At 70.0% G+C, this 15357-nt stretch carries 11 protein-coding genes; 2 read left to right on the top strand and 9 right to left on the bottom strand.

Annotation, left to right across the window (positions count from 1 at the left end; genetic code table 11):
- Positions 1-80 precede the first annotated feature (80 nt).
- On the top strand, positions 81-1559 hold the full coding sequence (locus R0145_RS02255) for a hypothetical protein (protein WP_317838810.1): 1479 nt from the start codon (positions 81-83) through the stop codon (positions 1557-1559).
- Between the two features lie 43 nt (positions 1560-1602).
- On the opposite strand, the gene R0145_RS02250 is transcribed toward R0145_RS02255, so the two are convergent.
- The 5 genes from R0145_RS02250 to R0145_RS02230 all read right to left on the bottom strand — a co-directional run bounded on the left by R0145_RS02250 (position 1603) and on the right by R0145_RS02230 (position 8553).
- The gene (locus R0145_RS02250) at positions 1603-4968 is read right to left on the bottom strand and encodes an NAD-glutamate dehydrogenase domain-containing protein (protein WP_317838809.1); all 3366 of its coding nucleotides are present in this window, start codon (positions 4966-4968) and stop codon (positions 1603-1605) included.
- 251 nt (positions 4969-5219) lie between these two features.
- Positions 5220-6494: an aspartate kinase gene (locus R0145_RS02245; protein ID WP_317838808.1), complete on the bottom strand. Its 1275-nt coding sequence runs from the start codon at positions 6492-6494 to the stop codon at positions 5220-5222.
- Between the two features lie 206 nt (positions 6495-6700).
- Positions 6701-7045 (bottom strand): GNAT family N-acetyltransferase, encoded by a 345-nt coding sequence (locus R0145_RS02240; protein ID WP_317838807.1) that lies wholly within the window; start codon positions 7043-7045, stop codon positions 6701-6703.
- 204 nt (positions 7046-7249) lie between these two features.
- Positions 7250-8026, bottom strand: a complete 777-nt coding sequence (locus R0145_RS02235; RefSeq protein WP_317838806.1) for a hypothetical protein — start codon at positions 8024-8026, stop codon at positions 7250-7252.
- Between the two features lie 104 nt (positions 8027-8130).
- Positions 8131-8553 carry a hypothetical protein gene (locus R0145_RS02230; protein ID WP_317838805.1) on the bottom strand — a complete coding sequence of 141 codons (423 nt, stop codon included), beginning with the start codon at positions 8551-8553 and terminating at the stop codon, positions 8131-8133.
- Between the two features lie 521 nt (positions 8554-9074).
- On the opposite strand from R0145_RS02230, the gene R0145_RS02225 reads away from it, so the two are divergent.
- Entirely contained in the window at positions 9075-9659 is a 585-nt protein-coding gene (locus tag R0145_RS02225) for a DUF1707 domain-containing protein (RefSeq protein WP_317838804.1), read from the top strand.
- Positions 9660-9806: 147 nt separating this feature from the next.
- Here the strand turns inward: R0145_RS02225 and ileS are convergent, their stop codons facing one another.
- The 4 genes from ileS to R0145_RS02205 form a co-directional block, all read right to left on the bottom strand.
- On the bottom strand, positions 9807-13097 hold the full coding sequence (ileS, locus tag R0145_RS02220; RefSeq protein ID WP_317838803.1) for an isoleucine--tRNA ligase: 3291 nt from the start codon (positions 13095-13097) through the stop codon (positions 9807-9809).
- A gap of 446 nt (positions 13098-13543) precedes the next feature.
- Entirely contained in the window at positions 13544-14401 is an 858-nt protein-coding gene (locus tag R0145_RS02215; RefSeq protein ID WP_317838802.1) for an HAD family hydrolase, read from the bottom strand.
- Positions 14402-14405: 4 nt separating this feature from the next.
- Positions 14406-15002, bottom strand: coding sequence for a recombination mediator RecR (gene recR, locus R0145_RS02210; RefSeq protein WP_317840129.1), 597 nt, complete (start codon positions 15000-15002; stop codon positions 14406-14408).
- A gap of 9 nt (positions 15003-15011) precedes the next feature.
- Entirely contained in the window at positions 15012-15338 is a 327-nt protein-coding gene (locus R0145_RS02205; protein WP_317838801.1) for a YbaB/EbfC family nucleoid-associated protein, read from the bottom strand.
- Positions 15339-15357 lie beyond the last annotated feature (19 nt).

Raw genomic sequence — 15357 nt, 5'->3', positions numbered from 1 at the left:
GGGCCTGCCCGCCGCGGGCCGGAAGGGCCGTACCCTGGAGTCTGTCGCCGTCCGTCTCCGTCACCGTGGGGTCCCCAACAGTGTTCCGTCTGCCCGTCCGGCTCCTGGCCGCGGGGTCCAGTATCCTCGCCGCAGGATCGGTGGCGTTCGCGTACGTCACCAACCCGTTCTCCCGCTTCACGATCGTCCGCAACACCTACACGGCGCGGTTCGTCGGCGGGCGGCTGGAGACAGTGGACCACAACGACCGGCTGGTGCTGCGGCAGCATCCGCTGTGGCGGGCGCTGGCCTACTACACCTGCGCGGTGAACGTGCTGCGGACGCGCTACCTCACCAGCCCGCGGTCCGGCGCGACGACCGTGGACGGGGTGATCAGCGACATCCATGCGCTGCGGTTCGACCCCGAACGGCTGCTGCTCATCTCCGGCGACCAGTTCAGCGCGCTGTTCGTCCGCAACCTGGGGGTCTTCTACTATCCGATGCTCGACCGCGCCATCCCGGGCGACGAGTCGGACTGGCAGGCCCGCCAGCTGGTGTACCTGCAGACCGTCGGCTACGCGCTCGGGGTGTTCGCCCGGCAGCCGGAGCTGACCACCACGATCGTGGCGACCGGGCCGCGCGCGGCGACCTGCGTCGACATCTACGCCTACCCCTCCGACACCCTCTACGGCATGCTCTACGCCGTGGCCGCACTGGCCGGGATCGAGCCGGCCCGGCCGGTGGCGTACGGCGCCGACCGCCACGAACTGGCCACCGGGGAGGCCGCCGCGGACCTGATGGCCTGCTATGGGCCGGCGCTGGCCCGGCACTACGCGACCTACCGGGAGACCGTCCTCGATCCGGCGACCGGGCTGGTGCGCACCGACCGGCCGCTGTCCGGGGCCAAGGACATCACCCGCCGGGCGTCGGCCTTCTACGACAACGTGATCCTGTGGAAGACCACCCAGCTCGCCGGCCGGCTCGGTCTGGTGCCCGTCGACGAGGCGGCCCAGGCTGCGCTGAAGCGGCGGATCCTGGCGACCTTCTGGCTGCCGGAGCAGGGTCATTTCCTGGAGGACCTGTCGCCGGAGGCGATCCGCGGCGGGTACTACTCCTCGGACTGGCTGATCGTGCTCGCCACCGGCTTCCTCGACCCGGCCGACCCGGCCGAACGGGACTACTTCACCCGTTCGGTGCAGCACATCCGGGCCACCGGTGTCGCCGAGCCGCTCGCGGTGAAGTACCAGGTCGACACCCGGGCGCACCGGCAGTATCCGGTGGTCCGGCTGGCCGCACCCTCGTACGGCGGCGACTCCGTGTGGAGCTTCTGGGGGATGGAGTACATCAAGGTGCTCCTGCTGCTGCACCGCGCCACCGGCGAGGACGGCTACCTCGAGGAGGCCGGCCGGCAGCTGGCGGCGTACGGCACCGCGATGGTCCGCGACGGCGGCTTCCCGGAGGTGTACGACACCGCGGGGCGGATGCTCACCACCCCGCTCTACCGCAGCATCCGGCAGACCGGCTGGGTGATCGGCTTCGAGCAGGCCCGGGAGATGTACCGCGCCGCCGGCGGGCACTGAGGCCCTCGCGCTGGTCCCGACGGCGCGCGTTGGTCCCGAGGGGTCAGCGCGAGGCGATCGACCGCAGCGTACGCAGCACCACAGCGACCGGCGCCATCCGCGGCGTGTCCAGAGCGTCGGCCGAGGCGAGGACCTCCTCGGCACGGGCCACTGGAGCGGCGTTGGCGTCCACCCAGGCCCCGAGACGCTCGTCGACGGTCCCGTCCGGCCGCGCCTTCAGCACGACACCGGTGAGTTTGGCCCAGGTGGCGTACGTGTCAGAGCGCAGGGCGCTGCGTGCCAGCGCATCCCACCGGTCGTCGCGCGGCAGCGCCGCGATGTGGCGGAGCACCCGGTCGATCCCGAACCGTTGGGAGACCGCGAAATGCAGCGGCACCAGGGTGTCGGCGGCCACCGCACCGGCACCGGCCAGGTCGACGACGTCGAGCAGGGCGTACGCGTCGAGCAGGCCCGCCGTCGTCGCGGCGAGCTCCTCCGGCAGCCCTTCCGCCACCAGCTGGTTGCGACGCAGCACGAACCGCTCCCGCTCGTCGCCGCGGAGCAGATCCCCGATCCGCGCGGCGTGCCGGGCGACCAACGGCCGATAGCGGTCAATCTCGGCGGCGATGCCTGCCTCGCCGGGCCGTTCCAGCAGGAACCAGCGGGTCGCCCGGGCCAGCAGCCGCCGCGCCTGGTCGATCACGTCGGCCTGAGCCGTGGGTGACACCCGGCCGTCGAGGTCGTCCACCTGACGCATCACGCCGGGGATGTCGAACACCTCGCGGGCGATCAGGAACGCCCGGGCGATCGCCCCGGCATCGGCGCCGGTCTCCTCCACGACCCGCTGGACGAAGGTGATGCCGCCGAGGTTGACCAGCGAGTTGGCGATCCGATTGGTGATGATCTCGCGGCGCAGCGGGTGCCGCTCGGCGAGGTCGGCCCGTTCCGCCCGGATCCGGGCCGGGAAGTAGCCGAGCAGCTCGGCCCGGCACCAGGGGTCGTCGAGCAGCGCGGCGGCGGCGATGTCCTGCTTGAGAGCGAGCTTCACGTACGCCATCAGCACCGAGAGTTCCGGTGAGGTCAGGGCTACGCCGGGGCCGGTCCGGGCGGCGAGCTCCTCGTCTCCCGGCAGGCACTCGAGCTCCCGGTCGAGCAGCCCGCGGTCCTCGAGGGCATGCATGGTCCGTACGTACGCCTGGAGTGACCGCGACTCGCTCCGCAGCCGGAGGAAACCCAGCACCGAGTTCTGGGCATGGTTGTCGGCGAGCACCTGGCCGGCCACTTCGTCGGTCATCCCGGCGAGGACGGCGTCGCGCTCGGCCATGGTCATCCCACCGTGGCGGACCAGGTCGGTGAGCAGGATCTTCAGGTTGACCTCGTGGTCGGAGGTGTCCACGCCGGCGGAGTTGTCCACCGCGTCGGTGTTCACGTGGATCCCGCGGCGGGCCGCCTCGACCCGGCCGCGCTGGGTCATGCCGAGGTTGCCGCCCTCCCCGACGACCCGGGCGCGCAGCCGGGAGCCGTCGATCCGGATCGCGTCGTTGGCCCGGTCACCGACGTCGGCGTGGGACTCCTCCGTCGCCTTGACGTACGTGCCGATCCCGCCGAACCACAGCAGGTCGACCGGGGCCAGCAGGATCGCCCGGATCAGCTCCGCCGGTGTCACCACCTCGGCCTCGTCGGCGAGGCCCAGCGCGGCGCGCAGCTGCGGGCTCACCGGTATCTGTTTCGCCGACCGCGGCCAGACCCCGCCGCCCGCGGAGATCAGCGCCGGGGCGTACTCGGCCCAGGACGACCGCGGCAGGGCGAACAGCCGGTGCCGCTCCGCGAAGGACCGGGCGGGGTCCGGATCGGGGTCCACGAAGATGTGGCGATGGTCGAACGCGGCCACCAGCCGCAGGTGCTCCGACAGCAGCATGCCGTTGCCGAACACGTCGCCGGACATGTCACCGATCCCTGCGACGGCGATGTCCTCGCGCTGGGTGTCGACGCCCAGCTCGCGGAAGTGTCGTTTGACCGACTCCCAGGCACCGCGCGCGGTGATCCCCATCGCCTTGTGGTCGAAACCGACCGAGCCACCCGAGGCGAAGGCGTCGTCCAGCCAGAAGCCGTAGGATCGCGCCACTGCGTTGGCGAGGTCGGAGAAGGTGGCCGTGCCCTTGTCCGCGGCGACGACCAGGTAGGGGTCGTCACCGTCGTAGCGGATCACCCGGGCCGGCGGCACCACGCATCCGTCGACGAGGTTGTCGGTGAGGTCGAGGAGCGAACCGATGAACAGGCGGTAGGCGGCGACCCCTTCGTCCAGCCAGCCCTTCCGGTCGGCGCGGGGATCGGGGAGATGCTTGGCGAAGAACCCGCCCTTCGACCCGGTCGGGACGATTACGGCGTTCTTGACGATCTGCGCCTTCACCAGGCCGAGGATCTCGGTCCGGAAGTCCTCGCGCCGGTCCGACCAGCGCAGGCCGCCGCGGGCCACCGGGCCGAACCGCAGGTGCACACCTTCGACGCGGGGCGAGTAGACCCAGATCTCGACGGCGGGCACCGGATCGGGCATCCCGGGGACCCGGCCGGAGGCGATCTTGAGCGCCAGGGTCGGACGGGTCGTCCGCGGGTCATCGGGCGTCTCGCGGGCACGGCAGAACCAGTTGGTGCGCTGCGTCGCCCGGACCACGTCGAGATAACGACGCAGGACCCGGTCCTCCTCGAGGGAGTCGATCGCGTCGATCGCGGCCGTCAGGCGTGCCTCCAGGGTCTCGACCGCGCGCCCCCGCGCGGCCGCTGCGGCATCGGGACCGTACGTCTCCGGGGTGAACCGGGCGGTGAAGAGGTCGACCAGGTCATGGGCGATCTCCGGGTGGGCGACGAGCGCCGTCCGCATGAACGTACGGGAGAAGGGCGCGCCCACCTGGTGGAGGTAGGCGCCGATGCCGCGCAGCAACGCGACCTCGCGCCAGGTCAGGCCAGCGGTCAGGACAAACGCATCCAGGCTGTCGTACTCGCTGGCCCCCTGCCATTCGGCCACGATGGCATCGGCCAGCCGCTCCGCCACGTCCGGCGCATCCCACCTGACCCCGGCGGGCGCCTGGAAGCCGATGTCGTGGACCCGGACCGCGGGCCGGTCAGGCCCACTGGTGACGTAGGTGTGCTCATCGATGGCTTCCAGGCCGAGGGCGGCCAACAGCGGCAGGATCCGGCTCAGGCCGAGCACCTGGTGCGAGTACAGCTTGAGACGACCTGTCCGCGTTCCGGGAGCAGGAGGCCGGTGCAGGACGACGCCCAGCCCGCCGCGGGCCAGCCCGGCCGCGACGCGGGCATCCTCACCGGCCTCGGCACGGGCCCCGGTCTCGGGAGCCGGATCGTGGTCCAGGATCTGCAGTGCGTGGCCGGGCTCGGCGCGGTCACCTCCGGAAGACTCCATGCTGTACGTCACGTGCCGGACAGTAGCCAGGCAATAGGTCGGTCAGGTCACCTCGGTGTTGCGGCCGTGCGACGAACGGAACGGGCGGCGCCCCGGGAACGCGGCCCCCCCAGGAACGCGGCGCCAGCGCCGGGCCGCCACCACGGGATCGGGGAGCGCCGCTGCGGGCAGGAGGAGCCGCTGCGGAAGCGGGGCCACCCGGGATGGCGCTCGTGTCCGCCCACATCCTCCTCCGGGCCCGGGCCGACTTGCTCAGACCTCCGTCAGCGGCCGGTGCCGGCGTAGACCACGGCCTCGCCCTCGGCGTCCAGTCCGAACGCGGTGTGTGCGGCCCGGACGGCGGTGTCGAGGTCGTCCTGGTCGACGACGACCGAGATGCGGATCTCGGAGGTCGAGATCATCCCGATGTTGACGCCGGCCTGGGCCAGCGCCTTGAAGAACTTCGCCGTGACGCCCGGGTGCGAGCGCATACCGACGCCGATGACCGACACCTTGCCGACCTGGTCGTCGTACAGCAACTCCTGGAACTGCACGGACTCCTGGATCGACTTCAGCGTCGCGATCGCCTTGCGGGCGTCCTTCGTCGGCAGGGTGAAAGAGATGTCGGTACGGGAGGTGTCCACCCGCGACACGTTCTGGACGATGATGTCGATGTTGATGTCGGCCTCGGCCAGGGCGGTGAAGATGGCCGCGGCCCGGCCGACCTGGTCGGGGACGCCGACCACGGTGACCTTCGCATCGCCGCGCTCGTGGGCGATGCCGGTGATCAGTGCCTGTTCCATGCCTGGTCCTTTCTGGACGTCTTTCAGATCCTTGACCCACGTACCGGGCTTGTCCGTGAACGACGAGCGTACGTGCACCGGGACATGTTCGCGACGTGCGTATTCCACACAGCGCAGGTGGAGGATCTTGGCGCCGTTGGCGGCCATCTCCAGCATCTCCTCGTAGGAGATCTCCGGGATCCGCCGGGCGCTGGGGACGATCCGGGGGTCGGCGGTGAAGACGCCGTCGACATCGGAGTAGATCTCGCAGTAGGCGGCGTCGAGCGCCGCGGCGAGGGCGACGGCGGTGGTGTCGGAGGCGCCCCGGCCGAGTGTGGTGACGTCCTTGGTGTCCTGGGAGACGCCCTGGAAGCCGGCGACGATGACGATGTTGCCGAGCCCGAGCGCCTTCTCGATCCGGCCGGGGGTGATGTCGATGATCCGGGCATCGCCGTGCTTGGCGGTGGTGATGACGCCGGCCTGCGAACCGGTGTAGGAGCGGGCCTCCGCCCCAAGGTCACCCAGCGCCATCGCCAGCAGGGCGGCGGACTGGCGTTCCCCGGTGGTCAGCAGCATGTCCAGTTCGCGGGCCTTCGGCATCGGCGAGACCTGTAGGGCGAGGTCCATCAGCTCGTCGGTCGTGTCGCCCATCGCCGAGATGACGACGACGACCTCGTTGCCCGCCTGCTTGGCGGCCAGGACCCGACGAGCCACGCGCTTGATGGCCTCGGCGTCCTCCACCGACGATCCGCCGTACTTCTGGACGATGCGGGGCATGCGGCCCTCCTTTGTGCATTTTGAGTCGGGAACACGATATCGGGCCGGTCAACAGACCGGACACCGATCCGTCCTGCGCGGCCCCCTGCTTGCCGGAGGCAAGCTCGGGAGTCGTCCGCGGCGGTCCGCACTCTTCGCCGACATCCCACAGCAGGCTGGTCCTCGCAGCACGTGGGCCGTCACGCTTCGCGCGGACTGGCGGACTGTCAGACCAGGTCGCTGCCATCCTCGCGATGCTCGTCGTCCTCGCTCTCCCGGTGGTCGTCGGGATCCTCCGCGATATCGCCGTGCTCCGCGAGGAACTCCTCCACCTCAGAGCTGCTGGTCCGCACGGTCAGCCCGTCCTCGCGCGCCTGCTCCAGACCGGCACGGATCAGCCCGGTCAGCACGGCCTCGGTCGGTTGCCCGGTCCCGGCGGGGTCGACGACGGTGCGGGACATCTCGACGATCCCGCAGTTGACCTGGTAGTCGAGGAACCCGATCTCGTCCCCGTCCAGCAGGGCCTCCCAGCGGGATCGGTCCGGGTTGAAGCGGACGTGAAAGTCGGACATGCTCCTCGTCCTCTCGGGATCCTCGTGCGGTGTCGACCGGATGGTCGGGACCGGTGGGTCCGAGACCGGTGGGTCCGGGACCAAGAGCCGGCGAGATAGGGGCAGCCGAGCCGCGAGGTCAGCATGCCGCGGACCAGGCCCCTGGCCGCGCAGGCCATGCACCCCAGCGATTCCCCGATCGTACGCGACGACTCCAGGGCCGGATCAGCGCTCGACCACGACCGAGGCCAGCTCGCCGACGACCAGGTCGGCCGACGACGTGTTGGACATCGGCAGGGCACCCGACTGCCCCAGCGCTGTCCAGGAGAGCTGCCAGTGGTGGGTGGCGGTGATCGTGTAGTTGCCCGGTTTGGAGTAGACGTGACCGCAGTTCGGCGAGGGGGTCCCGGGCGGCCGGGCACCGGCAACCCAGGGCGTTGAGGCCGTGCAGGTCTCCTTCGTGCCGTCGCCCATGTCGAAGGTCGTCGACTGGTGGCGCGCGGTCATGTCCAGGGTGACTCCGGCAAGCGACACAGTCTCGCTGGTGGTGCTCGCCCCTTCACGCCACAACCATATGGGATACCCGACCGCCATCATATTCCACTGGTTAAGCGACGGCTCGGGACCGATCCGCACGGTCTGGGTCGGGAGTCGGAGGGTGGCCGCCGCTTCACGGGCGAGAACGGCGGGATCGACTGGCGGCAGCGCGGCTCCGCCCGGCTGATTTGTACCTTTCAGTGGAACCAAGTTGTTCCACAGGTAGTTCGACGGGTCACTCAATCCATAGAAGGCCCGCTGGCGCTCCAGCAGAAGCTGACGTAGCTGGGCGCCAGGGATCGACGCCGGATCAACACCGATCCCCCACCGGTCAGCGAATCCTGACTTCCCATTCGTCTTGTTGACGGTTGATACAGTCCCTTGACCCACCCATTTCGCAGACTGGCTACCCGCCAGCTTTCCCTGAGACCGAATAGATCCTGTAGCTGAATCCTTGGCTGCCACCACCCTGGTATCCAAGAAATCTGGCCGATCCTCGGCGGCCGCTGGTGTCACGGAGAAAAGAACGACTCCGACTCCTGCCACCACCGAGCGAGTCGCTCGTCTCATCAACATTCCCAGTCCTCCACTACGGTTGTATCCGCGATGCGCCGCTCCCCAGCTTCACCGGTGGCGGTCACACGCAGGCGTCCCTTGCGGCCGAGTGTCAGTTGCTCTCCTTCAGAACCGATCAGCCTCACAGCAGTGGCATCCTCACAAAGGAAGAACTCCAACCGATTCGGTTCGAAATGATGGCGACCGAAGTCCCTTACAACAACATCACCTGTTGTACTCCACCCTTTTCCATAAACGGTCCTCAAGTCACCAACCATCGCCTCAAGATAGAGGCCTGTTCCGAATCTCTCCAGCTCTGCTGTGGCAGTTGCGGTGCCGCCAGCATGTAGCAGGCGATTTCGCTCCTTGGTAAACTGTTGGTAGGCAAAGATCGCCTCTTCGTACGCCTTGGCCTCCTCGGCCTGTGCAGCGGCCAACTCCGCCGTGCACGGTGCGCCCGCCGGGTCCGGGGTGCAGGAGTAGGTCGGTGTGGGCGTGGGAGCGCTCCGGGGATCGTCGCCACAACCGGCCAGGAGCCCGGCGACACCGATCATCGTCCACGCTGATGTGATCGTGCAGATACGTCTTCTGTGCGGCACTTCTCATCCCCTTCGCCTCGCTTCGGCCAAGCTTGGCCTATGCGCGGTTCACGAGACGCGCCCGGCCCGACTTATCCACAAGGAGGCTGCCCCAGGCCCGCCCATCCACAGCTGCAGTGATCACCCCGGCACACAGACGCCCCACACACGGTCGCCCAACAGACACCGGCACGGCCATCGGGCGTTCCCGCGGGAACGCCCATGCCTGCGACGGCCTACGGGACGATGGTGGTCACCGGCGCTTCCGCCCTGGCGTTCCCGCGGGAACGTCCAGCGACACAGGCCACCACGCAGCAGCGAAGAGTGCCCGCCGCCCCGGCCGTCCGGGCGAGGCCGGCGCGCTGGGCATAATGGCCACCATGACGAGCGACCCGGGCTCCGCCGACGAGCGTCCCCTCCCCCGCATCGGCGACGCCGAGCGCCAGGCGGCGGTGGACGAGCTATCCGAGCACTTCGTGGCCGGACGGCTCGACGACGCGGAGTTCAACCAGCGCATGGACGCTGCTCTCCAGGCCCGTACGTTGGCGGACCTGACTCCACTGTTCACCGACCTGCCGACGCTGAACGCGACGGCCCCTTGGGCGCAGGGGTCCTCGGCGACACCGTCCTCCATCCCCTATGTCACCCCGGGAAGCGACTATCGCCCGGCTGTGCCCCAACAGCCCTCGGCCTCGCAACTGGAGCCCGGCTGGGCGAACGCGCTGCGTACGATCCGGCCGATCATCTGGCCCGTCGCGATCGGCCTGATCATCTTCACCCACATCCCAGCGCCGATCCTGATCTTCGCAGCCATCATCCTGACGATCCTGAGCAACCGGGCACTGGGGGCGCACCGGCAGCGCCACGGCGAGCTGCCGCCCGGCTCCGGCCCTCGGCAACTGCCGCCCGGCTCCGGTCCGGATCGCCCGGGCAACGGCGGGGGCAACGGCACCGGCCGAGGGTGACGCATCGCCGGCGGGAACGTCCCGGGGAGTGACGCCCGACCGGCCGGCCTGGAGACGACGTGCGGCCGGCGGCAGGCCCGAAGACCACCGCCGACCGTACGTCTGCCGAATCTCTTCCGGCCCACAGACCCGTCAGCCGAGCAGCCCTCAGCCCCGCCGGGCCACCGTGAACCGCAGTCCCAGCTCCTCGATCGAGAAGCCGCCGGCCGGCACCGCGCCCTCGGACATCTCAACGGCCAGCACCTCGTCGGCGATCAGTGCGGCATGCTCCCGCACCGCCGCCCCGGTCTTCGCACCGGCAGAGCCAGCCGTGGGCGCCGCACCGGCCGCGTCCCCGTCGACCGACCAGACCAGGGTGATCCGGTCGGAGACCTCGAAGCCGGAGGTCTTGCGCGCCTCCTGCACCTCGCGGATCACGTCGCGGGCCACTCCGGCCTTGACCAGCTCCGGGGTCAGTTCCAGATCCAGCGCCACCGTCTCACCCTGCTCGTTCAGCACCGACCAGCCCGCGCGGGGCCGTTCGGTGATCAGCACCTCGTCCGGGCCGACCTGGATGCCACCGTCGACGTCGACGGTCGCCCTGCCGTCGCGGGCCAGCGCGTCGTGCAGGGTGGCCGGGTCGGCGGCCGCGATCGCGGCGGCGACCTGCGGGGTCTGCTTGCCGAAGCGCTTGCCGAGGGTGCGGAAGTTGCCCTTCGCCGAGTAGTCGACCAGGTCACCGGCCGAGGCGAACGACGCGATGTCGGCCACGTTGAGCTCGTCGGCGATCTCGGCCCGCAGTGCCTCGTCGAGCCGGGCGTACGAGTCACCGGCGATCAGCAGCCGGGACAGCGGCTGACGGATCTTCACCTTGGCCTCGGCCCGGGCCCCACGACCGAGCTCGACCACCCGCCGGGCCAGGCCCATCGCCTCGTCCAGCGTCTCGTCGATCAGCGCAGCGTCGGCCACCGGCCAGGTGGTCAGGTGCACCGACGGGGCGGCGTCGCGGTCCACCGGCACGACCAGCTGTTGCCAGACGTGCTCGGTGAGGAACGGCACCATCGGCGCCATCAGCCGGGTCAGCACCTCCATCGTGTCGTGCAGGGTCAGCAGCGCCGAGTCGTCACCGCGCCAGAACCGGCGCCGCGAGCGGCGGACGTACCAGTTGGACAGGTTGTCGACGAACTCGGCGAGCAACTGGCCGGCGCGCTGGGAGTCGAACGCCTCCAGCGCTGCGGTCACGTCGCGCACCAGCGCGTTGGTCTCCGACACCAGCCACCGGTCCAGCACCGGGCGCTCGGCCAGCGGCAGCTCGACCGGGGTGCCATCAGTGTGTTCCGGGCTCCAGTCGTTCGCCTTCGCGTACAGGGCGAGGAACGAGGCCGAGTTCCAGTACGTCAATAGCACCTTGCGAACGATCTCCTGGATCGCCGTGTCCCCCACCCGGCGGGCCGCCCACGGCGAGCCGGAAGCGGCCATGAACCAGCGCACCGCGTCGGCGCCGTGGCGATCCATCAGCGGGATCGGCTCGAGGATGTTGCCCAGGTGCTTGGACATCTTCTTGCCGTCCTCGGCGAGGATGTGGCCCAGGCAGAGCACGTTGCGGTACGACGACCGGTCGAAAACCACCGTGCCGACGGCCATCAGCGAGTAGAACCAGCCGCGGGTCTGGTCGGTCGCCTCGCAGATGAAGTCGGCCGGGTAGGCGTGCGCGAACGCGTCCTGCGATCCGTCGACGTACGGGTAGCCCCACTGCGCGAACGGCATCGAGCCCGAGTCGTACCAGGCGTCGATCACCTCCGGCACCCGCCGGTAGGTCCCCGGCACGCCCGGCTTGGTGAAGGTCACCTCGTCGATGTAGGGCCGGTGCGGGTCGAGGTCGGCCAGGTCACGCCCGGCCAGCTCGCCGAGCTCGGCCAGCGACCCGATGCACACCCGGTCGCCGGTCTCGTCGTTGATCCAGATCGGCAGCGGGGTGCCCCAGTAGCGGGTCCGCGACAACGCCCAGTCGACGTTGTTGCGCAGCCAGTCACCGTAGCGGCCCCACTTGATCGTCTCCGGGTACCAGGTGGTGCCCTCGTTCTCGCGCAGCAACTCGTCCTTGACCTGGGTGGTCCGGATGTACCAGGACGGCGTCGCGTAGTACATCAGCGGCGTGTGGCAGCGCCAGCAGTGCGGGTAGGGGTGCTCGTGGTCAAGGGTGCCGAAGAGCAGGCCACGCCTCTCCAGATCGGCGAGGACGGCCTTGTCGGCGTCCTTGAAGAACATCCCGCCGACGACGTCGAGGTCGTCGTAGAAGTGCCCGTTCGGACCGATCGGGTTGACCAGCTCGATGCCGTGCCGCTTGCTGGACTGGAAGTCGTCCTCGCCGAACGCCATCGCCTGGTGCACCAGGCCGGTGCCCTCACCGGTCGCGACGTAGTCCTCGAGCACCACGAAGAAGGCGTGCCCCGGCTGGTCGACGACCTCGAACGGCCGCTGGTAGGTCCAGCCCTCCATCGTCGAGCCCGGGAACCGGTCCTGCACGGTCCAGCCCTCGCCGAGCGCGGTCGCCACGTTGTCCTCGGCGACGATCACCGTCGAGTCCCCGTCGGTGGCGGTCACGTACGTGATGTCGGGGCCGACCGCCACGGTGGTGTTGGCCAGCAGCGTCCACGGTGTCGTGGTCCAGATCACCAGGTCGGCGGTGCCGGCGTACGGCCCGGAGGTGACCGGGAACCGGACGAACGCGGTGGTGTCGACGACGTCCTCGTAGCCCTGGGCGACCTCGTGGTCGGAGAGTGTGGTGCCGTCCTTGGGGCAGTAGGGCGCGACCCGCTCGTCCTGGGAGAGCAGGCCCCGGTCGTAGACCTCCTTCAGCGACCACCAGACCGACTCGACGTAGGAGGAGTTCATCGTCCAGTAGGCGTGGTCCAGGTCGACCCAGTAGCCCATCCGGTCGGTGAGTTCGCGGAAGGCGTCGACGTGGCGGCTGACCGACTCGCGGCACTTGGCGTTGAACGCCTCGATGCCGTACGTCTCGATCTCCGGCTTGCCGTTGATGCCGAGTTCCTTCTCGACAGCGAGCTCCACCGGCAGGCCGTGGCAGTCCCAGCCGGCCTTGCGCTCGACGTAGTAGCCCTGCATCGTCCGGAACCGCGGGAAGATGTCCTTGAAGACACGCGCCTCGATGTGGTGGGTGCCGGGCATGCCGTTGGCCGTCGGCGGGCCCTCGAAGAAGGTCCACCGCCGGCCACCGCGGGTCCGCTCCTCGGACCGGGCGAACACGTCGTTCGCGGCCCAGAAGTCGAGGATCCGGTGTTCCGTCGCGGGCAGGTCGATCTGTGCCGGGACCGCGTGGTAGGCACCCTCGAAGTGCCCCTGCTCGGCCGCCGCGTTCGCCTGTGCGGCGGTGGCCTGGGCCGCCTGCTCAGCCGGGTCACACTCCACCCGCCGCGTGTCCGGGATCTCCTGGGTCATGTCCGTCCTCGTCGTTCGCTCTTCCGACCAGCCAGCCGGCGCCGGACTGGGAGAAGGGACGAGGGGACCCGCGGTACCACCCTTCTTGGTGGATCGCCGGACACTGTCCGGCTGCGATCCACCCACTTCTTTCCTGCCGCGGCCGGTTCTAGTGAGTCGTACGCGTCCCGACGGATCGGGACCGTACGGCCGTTCTTCCGGCAGCTCCGGGGTGATGGCCCCATCCATGCCGTGCGACGCAGGTCATTCTAGGCGGTCGGTCGGGGGGTCCCAAGCCACGGTCGGCGGGGGCCAAGCGGACGGTCCGGGAAGGCGCCCCCGCCCCTCTCGGTGCAGCCGCCGCCGCTTCTGCCAGACACCGCCGCGGCAGTCAGACGCCGCCCGCCAACGCGCGGCGTCTGACTGGTGCCGCCGCTTCTGCCCGAAAGCGCAGCGGCCGTGACGCGCTACCTCCCGGCCAGCAGGGTCTCGAGGACCTGGGCGAAGCCGTCCTCGTCACATCCCGGTGCGACCCGATCGGCCACGGCCAGTAGTTCGGGCTCGGCGTTGGCCACCGCGACCCCCAGGCCCGCCCAGGTGAGCATGTCCAGGTCGTTCAGTCCGTCACCGAGCGCCACGACCTGGGCGGCACCGATACCGAGATGGTCGGTGAGCCGCGCGAGCCCGTACGCCTTGCCGACGCCGGCCGCCGACACCTCCAGGAGCGGCGCGCCCGAGGACGTGGCGCGCAGCCCGGGCAACTCGAGGGCGCGGAACGCCGCGAGCAGCTCCCGGGCGGTCAGCACCGGGTGGCGGGCGACCAGCTTGATGTTCGGGGTGCCGGTCAGAGTCGTACGATCCACGACCTGCATCTGCCGCGGGTCACGGCTGTGGTCGGACCACACGCACAACTCGGCATAGCCGGCCTCGACCAGGAAGCCGTCCCCGCCGTCACGGACCGCGCAGAAGCGTACGTCGGGCACCACCTCGGTGAGCCGGACGACGAGGTCGCGCTGCGCGCGGATGCTCATCGTCGCCTCGAACAGCCGTTGCCCGGTGACCAGGTCGAGACCCAGGGCACCGTTCGAGCACACCGCCCACCCGCCGAACAGATCGGCGAGGTCGAGGAACTGGGGTGCCACGGCGACGACCCCGACCCGTTGCCGTGCGGTCACCGGCACGACCACGACCCCGGCCGCCGCGGCCGCCCGCAGTGCGGCGTCGGCCCGTGGGCTGACGGTCCGATCGGAGCGCAACAGGGTGTTGTCCAGGTCGGTCGCCACCAGCCGTACGTCCCGCGCAGGGACGGCGTCGCCCGGGAACATGGCGTCAGGCGAGGGCACGACGCCCCTCGAAGGCCCGGCCGAGGGTCACCTCGTCGGCGTACTCCAGGTCACCGCCGACCGGCAGCCCACTGGCCAGCCGCGACACGGTGAGTCCGGTCGGCAGCAGCAGCCGGCTCAGGTAGGTCGCCGTCGCCTCCCCCTCGATGGTCGGGTTGGTGGCGATGATCACCTCCTGCACCGCACCGTCGGCGAGCCGGCCGACCAGCTCGCGGATGTGCAGCTGGTCGGGGCCGACGCCGTTGACCGGACTGATGCAGCCACCGAGCACGTGGTAGCGGCCGCGGAACTCCCGGGTGCGCTCGATCGCCACCACGTCCTTCGCGTCCTCCACCACGCAGATCAGCGCCGGGTCGCGCCGCGGGTCACGGCAGATCGAACAGGTGTCGCCCTCGGACACGTTGAAGCAGGTGGTGCAGAAGTTGATCCGCTCCTTGACCTGTACGAGGGCGTCAACCAACCGCATCACGTCCTCCTTCTCGGCGGACATGACGTGGAACGCGATGCGCTGGGCGGATTTCGGCCCGATCCCGGGCAGCTGACCGAGCTCGGTGATCAGGTCCTGGATCGGGCCGTCATAGATGGCTGCCACTCAGAGACCGAGGCCCATCCCGCCGGCGAGCGGACCGAGCTTCTGCTGGGCCAGGGCGGCGGCCTGGTTGTTCGCGTCCCGCAGCGCGGCGACGATCAGGTCGCCGAGGCTCTCGGTGTCCTCCGGGTCACAGGCCTCGGGCTTGATGGTGACAGAGGTGACCTCACCGGCGCCGGTCATCAGGACGGTGACCAGCCCACCGCCGGCGGTGCCGGAGATCGAGGTGACGGCCAACTCCGCCTGCGCCTGCTGCATCTGCGCCTGCATGGCCTGCGCCTGCTGCATCAGTGCGTTCATGTCGAATCCCTGGGGCAGTCCCTCGGTCATCGGGGTCCTTTCGCCGTAC

The sequence above is a fragment of the Raineyella sp. W15-4 genome (genome assembly GCF_033170155.1).
Taxonomy (GTDB): domain Bacteria; phylum Actinomycetota; class Actinomycetes; order Propionibacteriales; family Propionibacteriaceae; genus Raineyella.
The sequence above is the reverse complement of the archived record's forward strand: the minus strand, read 5'-3'. Positions and strand labels throughout refer to the sequence as shown.

Coding starts and splice junctions, on each gene's coding strand:
- R0145_RS02215 (WP_317838802.1), bottom strand. CDS start 14,401: ATGTTCCCGGGCGACGCCGTCCCTGCGCGGGACGTACGGCTGGTGGCG.
- R0145_RS02245 (WP_317838808.1), bottom strand. CDS start 6,494: ATGCCCCGCATCGTCCAGAAGTACGGCGGATCGTCGGTGGAGGACGCC.
- R0145_RS02240 (WP_317838807.1), bottom strand. CDS start 7,045: ATGTCCGACTTTCACGTCCGCTTCAACCCGGACCGATCCCGCTGGGAG.
- R0145_RS02205 (WP_317838801.1), bottom strand. CDS start 15,338: ATGACCGAGGGACTGCCCCAGGGATTCGACATGAACGCACTGATGCAG.
- R0145_RS02225 (WP_317838804.1), top strand. CDS start 9,075: ATGACGAGCGACCCGGGCTCCGCCGACGAGCGTCCCCTCCCCCGCATC.
- ileS (WP_317838803.1), bottom strand. CDS start 13,097: ATGACCCAGGAGATCCCGGACACGCGGCGGGTGGAGTGTGACCCGGCT.